Here is a 6876-nt window from a genome sequence, read left to right on the forward strand (position 1 = left end):
ACGGCAAAATCGACCGTTCGAAGCTGCCGGAGCCGGAGAAACTCGAAGGCGTGTCTGGCAGCATGGCGGCGCCGGAGAACGATATCGAGCAGAAGCTGGTCAACGCGTGGCAGGAGGTGCTCGGGCTGACGGCGGTCGGCGTCGAGGACAATTTCTTCGACATCGGCGGCCATTCCTTGAAGGCGATCACGTTGGTCGCCCGGCTGAAGCAGGAATTTATCGTCGATGTCGCCGACATCTTCGCTTATCCGACGATTCGGCAGCTTGCCCGTCATATCGAGTACCGGCCGAATCATCTGCGGGAGAAGCTGACGCGCATACGCGAACGGTATGCCGCGGCGCTGGACGGGGAAGCGCCGGCGATGGCGGAAGCGCGCTATCGCTACCGCAGCGGCATCGAAGACCGGATGCAACCGGAAGCGCAGCGGCGGACGGAGTACCGCCATGTGCTGCTGACGGGAGCGACCGGCTATCTGGGAGCCTATCTGCTGAACGAGATCATCTTGCGCACCGGCAGCGAAGTCAGCGTCATCGTGCGGGGGCGGACGCCGGACGAGGCGCGCGGACGCTTGGCGGACAAGCTGGCCTACTATTTCGGCCCGGAATGGTTCCCGATGCATGCCGCACGTATCCATCTCGTGAACGGGGAGCTGTCGGCGGAACGGTTGGGCCTCGAGGTCGAGAACTATGAGCGGCTCGCCGGGGAGGTTGACTGCATCGTCCACGCGGCGGCGAACGTGAAGCATTACGGCCAGTATGACGAATTCGTGAGGAGCAACGTGACGGCGACGGAACGGTTGATTGAGTTGGCGTTGGAACGGACGCCGAAGGCGTTCCATCATGTGTCGACGATGTCGGTCGGCATGGGCACCATTGAAGGCCGCGCCGAAGTGCTGTTCACGGAAGATGATGGCGATCTCGGCCAGCAGCATCTAAACGTCTATGTGAAGACGAAATTCGAAGCGGAGCTGCGGATTCAGGAAGCCCGCGCGCGTGGTCTGCAGGCGAGCATATATCGGGTCGGCAATATCGTCTGTCATTCAGACACGGGCCATTTCCAGGAGAATATCGCGGACAACGCTTTTTACAATACAATCAAAGCTTATCTTGGCCTAGGGGTCGTGCTGGCGTCGGAGCCGGACACCGATCTGTCCTTCGTCAATCAGGTGAGCGCGGCCATCGTCACGCTGTTCGACAAGCCGGCGCTCTACAACGGAACGTATCACGTGTACAACCCTCATCTGATCCGTCTGTCCGAGCTGCTGGCTGTCCACACCGGTATCGCGGTGAAGCCGTTGGCTCCCGGCCCGTTCTTCGATGAACTGTACGCCCGCTTCGAGAGGGAAGAGAACCGGGAGGCGGTAGAGAGCGTGCTGCTGCACAACGGCTGGATGGATGAAGCATCCGGCGAGACCGTCTTCGTGCATACGGGCGAACGGACGGCGGCGCTGCTCGCTCGTCTGGGCTTCGCATGGACGAAGCCGGCGGAGGCGGAATTCCGGCGACTGCTTCAGCACGCCGAGACTTTAAATAAGAGTACAGATTGACTGCGGAAAAGACTTGCCCGCGATGAGCGGGGCCACTGAAAAAGTTCCTTCGTCCTGAAAGAGACAATTCTTCATTTTTTGAAGAGTCTGTCTCTTTTTTTTCGGTATATCAAAGTATCTCATCAAAGGCTGATGATCTCTGTGCTCCCGAAGCAACAAAGCATTATGTTGAGCCCATATATGGAACTCTGCCATTAACAGTGAGTATCGGAACTTAGTGCTTGAAATAAGTATATTCAAGCTGTATATTTTAGACAATATGAGTCTCAAATAGATCGAAGTTCCATATACAAAAGTAAATGCAATGATGTAGTAGGCCTTCGTTATAAAATACTTTCGTAGATGAGGTGGACAATGAATCGAATTTTACTGGTTGAAGATGATGATAATTTGGTGTTTGGTATTGAATATACTTTAACGAGTGAAGGATATACCGTTGTTCTTGCCAGTAGCTTAGAAGAAGCCAGAAAGGCATTGATGGCAGATGCCGTCGATCTAATTTTGTTAGATGTGAATCTACCTGATGGTTCGGGGTATGCCCTCTGTAGGGAAATCCGGGTATCATCTCAAGTTCCCATCATATTCTTGACGGCTTTAGATGAGGAGGCAAATGTTGTTGCAGGCCTAGATTTGGGAGCAGATGATTATATGACCAAACCGATCCGTACCAAAGAACTTCTCTCCAGAATGAAAGCCGTATTAAGGCGCAACCATAAACCTAAGAATGAAGTAAATAGTTGGATATCCGACGATATTGAAGTCCGGGCTCTCGAAGGAACTGTTCTTAGAGCTTATGTTGACGGGGCTGGAATATCGTTTGCTACTGATGTTAATGACTCACCCGAAACAAATTTGTAGCAGAAGTACGATTCTTCACCGTCTTTGGGATATGTCAGGAGAGTTCATTGATGACAATACCCTATCGGTCCATATCAGAAGGTTAAGAGAGAAAATTGAGGATACTCCTGCTATGCCGAAATATATCATTACCATTCGAGGAGTCGGATACAAATGGAATGCAGAAGTCGTAGGACGATAAACCATGATTGAAATCTTCCGTAATCCAGAATGGAAGTCCATCGTCATTAAAGTCATTGTATTACAAGTATTGTTAGCGGTACTCGTGTTCGTTTTTATGAGTCAGCAAGTCGGGCATATCAATAAGGCCATAGTGAATCAGAATGTTGCGCTGATTGGTCACGTTTTGAAGAAAGAGCCGCAATTTGAAAATGAAATAATCCACTACATCACTCAGGGAGCCCAAGAACATGAAGTAACAGAAGGCAAAAGGATATTGGCGCAATATGGGTACAACGAAGAGTTGTTAGACTATCCGTATTTTGCTTTACGGTTTTATCGGTGTCATTGTATTAATTGCTTTCTTGAATATTGTAAATACAGTAAGTACGAATCTCATTCTTCGCACGAAAGAGTTCGCAGTACTCAAGGCCATCGGCATGACCCAGAATGAAGTGAAGAAAATGATTATTTTAGAAAGCATATTTTATGGCTTGTTTGCCGCTGTGATCGGAATTGCTATAGGGACGGCTCTGAGTTATAGCATACATGTTCTCTTCGCAGGTGCTTTGGATATAGCTTGGACGATCCCATGGTACAGTATCGGCATTGCTTTCGCGGGTGCCATGATTACGACGTTCGTCGCAACGATTTGGCCGATGTACAGGTTATTAAAAGTAAGTATCGTAGATGCTCTTCATAGGGAGAATTAGAGTACACTAGCTGAAAAAGAGTCCATAAATATCGAAATGGGAAGACGAAACATGGAAAATAGATCCGTTAGATCCTCTGCCTTCAGAGGATCTTTTGCTTACTCTACAGATTTCTTGAAAAACATTAAGCCCCCTCAGTAAAGCTTCCTCTTTATTTAAAGTCCAAATTAATCGTTATTTCAAAAAGGGGAGCATTCGGATTTCGAAATTAATATTATGGTAAAAGCAAAGGTTCGAAAGGGGAAAGATGGTAATGAAGAAAATCATTCTGTTTTCAATGATTCTAGTATTGATTCTGGGATTTCATACGCAACTTGCGTTGGCACTTTGGCATTCTGGATATTCACATGATGCAACCATAGGATATGAAAATCGAAACTGGATGAGTTTGATTAATGATAATACTAGATTAAGTGATTTATCCATTCCAGGTACACATGACAGCATGGCTTATCGAACCTACCAGCCTGCAACGGATCATGTGTATACACAGTCGATGACGCTGAACACGCAATTACATTCCGGAATTCGCTTTTTGGATATTCGTTGCCGTTATGTTGACGGTTCTTTTTCGCTTCAACATGGCCCCTACTACTTAGATGCCATGTTCGGAGACGTATTAAATGAGGTTGCTGATTTTTTGAAATGCAATCCGAGCGAAACGGTTTTGATGCGCATCAAACAGGAACAAAGTTCTGTTTCCGACAGCGTGTTCCGTGAAACCCTACAGAGATATATCGATACGTGCCCTGAATTTTTTTGGGACAGCCAAAACGGAACGATCACAAATCCATCGCTAGGAGAAATGAGAGGGAAAATCGTGATTCTCCGCAATTTTTCCTTGTCGAATATGGGTATCGATTATGCTCATCAATTCAATATTCAAGATAATTATAAAGTCTCAACGAACTGGGATTTATACCAAAAATGGCTGGACGTAAAACAACAATTGCAGAAAGCAAATGAAAGTCATCAAAAAGGTTCTCAAACCAATTTCATCAATTATTTAAGCGGCGGGAATCTTGCGTATCCATACTTTGTTGCAAGCGGACACAGCAGCCCTGGAACATCGGCTTCCCGGCTTGCTACGGGGTTGACGACTCCCGGCTGGGCAGACTCATATCCCGATTTCCCCAGAACGGATTGCTTCCTTGAAATATGCACAATTTTATTTGAAGGAACGAACGTGTTGACAACGGATTATATAGCCAATCACAATGTGGAGTATACCGGCATCGTTGTGGCTGATTTTCCGGGAAAAGGATTGATTGAAAATATTATTCGTACGAATAAGAAACGATTTATATAAACATATTTTTGGTGAACCGCATCCCGTACAGAAAACCGGGCCTACTGCAGCTTTGAGCCACCGATGGTTACCCTGAGCACGTGTACAAAAGTACACCTCTCGTTGCTATGCCGTTCCCAAAAATGAAGAATTGGCTCTTTAGGGCGAATGGACTTTTTCAGTGGCCTCCCCAACAGCGGGGGGCTTTTTGGCGTTTATTTGGTTGCGAAGGCCGACTGCAATGAAACAGAGCAGGTTTTTTACAGAGCGTTTGTCACACTATTAATACAAAATATAATTATACTTATTTAATATTATGCCTTCATAAATACTATAATTTAACATGCTGTCACAACATTTCAAAAAGGGGGGAGCATTCGGATTTCGAAAAAACTCTGATTTAATCCAAAATAGGAAAGCGACAGGTGGTGATGAAGAAAATTATTCAGTTTTCAAACTAATTCTCTACCGAAAAAGGAGATAGACATGAAAAAGTACATTGCATTAGTTTTGTTTATTTTTCTCGCTTTCACAATTACCACCGTTGCTTCGGCTTCGGGAGCTGGGGGTTCTAGCTGGAAAAACAATGTCTCAAAGTATGAAAATATTAAAAATTCGGATAGTCGCTATAACAACAGAGGAACTAATGTTACGAAAAATGAATTCGAGAGAAATCTCTCAACTTCAGGGTGGAATAAATCAACTAGTAAGGATGGCAAAGTCAATATTTATGATAGAAACGGAGCAAAGTACGCTATTCGTGATAATGCAAAGTCAACTAGCGGGCCAACAGCTGACTATTATAAAGCAAACAGTAAAAAAATTGATACGAAAATCAGACTGGGTACAACGAAGTGATAATTAAAACGGATAGCCAATTTCAAAAGGTTTCCGCTTTGGCTTACGAGATAATCGATTGCAAATCGCGGTTGCCAGGTCAAGTGTTTCGAGGGCCATTCAATCAGTTCCATTTTGAAGAATTTGATTGGGCGATGAGTGAGGATTTTTGGCCTTGTCTTCAGCAGATAGCCGCTAAGTCGCAAGATCCATATATGTTAATGGGAGTGATTGAGCCGCATCCCGTCAACTATTTTTATCAAAAGTTCGGCTGCTATAACTGGTTTGAGTTGCCTCCGACCATGTCTGGGGATGATTATTGGAGCGTATTGGGGCTGGCGCCGACAGGCAGTTCGGCGGATTCATTGTTATTTAACTCCGACGTTGTCGTGTGGCTCTCCCCATCTAAGAACTGGGCGATTTGGGGCGAACGGACGCATGGTCTCTGTGTCCTGGCTACCCGGAATACAACAGATTCCACCCGCGTGAATCATTCCTGGTTATCGGCGGATGAAGCACTTCAGGGCATCATTCCGATGCATTTTTCGAGTGGGATCGTTCCGACCAATTTTGCCCGTGCGTTACGCGTGAATTACCGTTCTGAACCGGGGTCGCCTATACGTTAATCCGGAACACAGACGATTTGGCCGATTCGTCGGCATGAATCCGACCAGTCACCGCTCTCCTATTCTATTAAAGAATGTGAGCGGTGACTACAGAAAAAATGGTGAGATAAAATTATTGCGAACAAGAAACAACTTATATAAAGCAACTTCCTCCTGTCTATGAAAATGTCACTTGTGCAATCTATGACTCATTTCCCTGATGGTCCGTCCCTCTTTCTTCGTTTCTTCACTATATTGATTCATTTTTTGTCCTTTGCGCGGCGGCATAAAAAACCCCTCCGGTCAACAGTGTTGATCTCATGGGACAGACCCCATAACGCGAGACAAATTAAAACACCTAGTCTGGTGAAAAATAGTTATCGAGGTCAGATTGAGCCGTAACAAGGACGGCAAAAAGCAAAGCGTAGTTGGGGGAGTAAATGTGTTGTGAGCATCTCAACCGCATCTCCGACGGAATTTACGCATACGGAACTACCGCCTACTGGCCGTTTTTTCTTAAACCGGCAGAGTCGTTTCAAATTTTGGACAATGGCTGTCCACGTGGCCTGCTCCTGCATGCGCTCCAATCCTCGGCTATGGGCTCGGTTCATTCCGTGAACGTTCTTCGCCTCTGCAAAGACGTGTTCACAGCGAACTCGCATTTTCTGCACGTGACGGTATCTGTACAGGTGGGAATCCGGATCGCTGGTGCTTCGATGGGTCTGGTTCGAGAAGGTTTTTCCATGAAAATCTTCATGGATGGCTTGTTCTGTAAGGCGGGTCTTGGTCGTTCGCGGTGGGTTGCTCCTTGCCTTCGCATTCATCTTCGGCGGCTTGACGTGCCAAATAAGCCTCTATGGATTCGACAG

At 46.4% G+C, this 6876-nt stretch carries 8 protein-coding genes and 1 pseudogene; 8 read left to right on the forward strand and 1 reads right to left on the reverse strand.

Annotated elements, in window-relative coordinates; genetic code table 11:
* The 8 genes from PPOP_RS10500 to PPOP_RS10530 form a co-directional block, all read left to right on the forward strand.
* On the forward strand, positions 1–1547 hold a 1547-nt coding region (locus PPOP_RS10500), incomplete at its 5' end, for an SDR family oxidoreductase (RefSeq protein ID WP_006286301.1).
* A 354-nt stretch (positions 1548–1901) separates the two neighbouring features.
* Positions 1902–2405, forward strand: coding sequence for a response regulator transcription factor (locus PPOP_RS10505; protein ID WP_006286302.1), 504 nt, complete (start codon positions 1902–1904; stop codon positions 2403–2405).
* Entirely contained in the window at positions 2380–2586 is a 207-nt protein-coding gene (locus tag PPOP_RS25435) for a winged helix-turn-helix domain-containing protein (protein ID WP_306304721.1), read from the forward strand. Before PPOP_RS10505 ends, PPOP_RS25435 begins: the two co-directional genes overlap by 26 nt.
* Positions 2587–2589: 3 nt before the next feature.
* The gene (locus PPOP_RS22740; RefSeq protein WP_006286304.1) at positions 2590–3018 is read left to right on the forward strand and encodes a hypothetical protein; all 429 of its coding nucleotides are present in this window, start codon (positions 2590–2592) and stop codon (positions 3016–3018) included.
* Positions 2930–3277, forward strand: a complete 348-nt coding sequence (locus tag PPOP_RS25915) for an ABC transporter permease (RefSeq protein WP_422730637.1) — start codon at positions 2930–2932, stop codon at positions 3275–3277. Before PPOP_RS22740 ends, PPOP_RS25915 begins: the two co-directional genes overlap by 89 nt.
* Before the next feature lie 253 nt (positions 3278–3530).
* Positions 3531–4586 carry a phosphatidylinositol-specific phospholipase C gene (locus PPOP_RS10520; RefSeq protein WP_042228382.1) on the forward strand — a complete coding sequence of 352 codons (1056 nt, stop codon included), beginning with the start codon at positions 3531–3533 and terminating at the stop codon, positions 4584–4586.
* A gap of 465 nt (positions 4587–5051) precedes the next feature.
* Positions 5052–5423, forward strand: coding sequence for a hypothetical protein (locus tag PPOP_RS10525; RefSeq protein ID WP_006286307.1), 372 nt, complete (start codon positions 5052–5054; stop codon positions 5421–5423).
* The gene (locus PPOP_RS10530; protein WP_052516608.1) at positions 5420–6028 is read left to right on the forward strand and encodes a hypothetical protein; all 609 of its coding nucleotides are present in this window, start codon (positions 5420–5422) and stop codon (positions 6026–6028) included. Before PPOP_RS10525 ends, PPOP_RS10530 begins: the two co-directional genes overlap by 4 nt.
* A 365-nt stretch (positions 6029–6393) precedes the next feature.
* Here PPOP_RS10530 and PPOP_RS25920 read toward each other — a convergent pair.
* Positions 6394–6687: pseudogene (locus tag PPOP_RS25920) on the reverse strand (transposase); the annotation flags it as partial.
* Positions 6688–6876: the final 189 nt, after the last annotated feature.

This window comes from Paenibacillus popilliae ATCC 14706, assembly GCF_000315235.1.
In the GTDB taxonomy this organism is placed as follows: domain Bacteria; phylum Bacillota; class Bacilli; order Paenibacillales; family Paenibacillaceae; genus Paenibacillus_B; species Paenibacillus_B popilliae.

Coding starts and splice junctions, on each gene's coding strand:
- PPOP_RS10505 (WP_006286302.1), top strand. CDS start 1,902: ATGAATCGAATTTTACTGGTTGAAGATGATGATAATTTGGTGTTTGGT.
- PPOP_RS25435 (WP_306304721.1), top strand. CDS start 2,380: ATGACTCACCCGAAACAAATTTGTAGCAGAAGTACGATTCTTCACCGT.
- PPOP_RS22740 (WP_006286304.1), top strand. CDS start 2,590: ATGATTGAAATCTTCCGTAATCCAGAATGGAAGTCCATCGTCATTAAA.
- PPOP_RS10520 (WP_042228382.1), top strand. CDS start 3,531: ATGAAGAAAATCATTCTGTTTTCAATGATTCTAGTATTGATTCTGGGA.
- PPOP_RS10525 (WP_006286307.1), top strand. CDS start 5,052: ATGAAAAAGTACATTGCATTAGTTTTGTTTATTTTTCTCGCTTTCACA.